The following is a 520-nucleotide window of genomic DNA, read 5'->3' on the forward strand; positions in this document are numbered from 1 at the left end:
TCGTATTTTCCTTGGTCGGAGTAGGCATTGCCTAAAATATTGTAGTTGTTGGCATGATTGGGGTCGATTTCCAGAGCTTGTTGGAAGGCAGCGATCGCTTGTTCGTATTTTCCTTGCTTGGAGTAGGCAATGCCTAAATTGTTGTAGGCACTGGCATAATTGGGGTCGATTTCCAGAGCTTGTTGGAAGGCAGCGATCGCTTGTTCGTATTTTCCTTGCTTGGAGTAGGCATTGCCTAAATTGTTGTAGGCATAGGCAGAATTGGGGTCGATTTCCAGAGCTTGTTGGAAGGCAGCGATCGCTTGTTCGTAGTTTCCTTGGTTGTAGTAGGCAATGCCTAAAATATTGTAGTTGTTGGCATGATTGGGGTCGATTTCCAGAGCTTGTTGGCAGGCAGCGATCGCTTGTTCGTATTTTCCTTGGTCATCGTAGGCAATGCCTAAATTACCGTAGGCATTGGCATCATTGGGGTCGATTTCCAGAGCTTGTTGGTAGGCAGCGATCGCTTGTTCGTATTTTC

The 520-nt window shown here is 46.5% G+C and carries 1 protein-coding gene; it reads right to left on the reverse strand.

What is annotated here, in order from left to right; translation table 11 throughout:
- Window positions 1-520: tetratricopeptide repeat protein (locus AS151_RS20370; RefSeq protein ID WP_139240845.1), on the reverse strand; the 520-nt coding region annotated here is incomplete at both ends.

It is taken from the genome of Geitlerinema sp. PCC 9228, assembly GCF_001870905.1.
In the GTDB taxonomy this organism is placed as follows: Bacteria; Cyanobacteriota; Cyanobacteriia; order Cyanobacteriales; family PCC-9228; genus PCC-9228.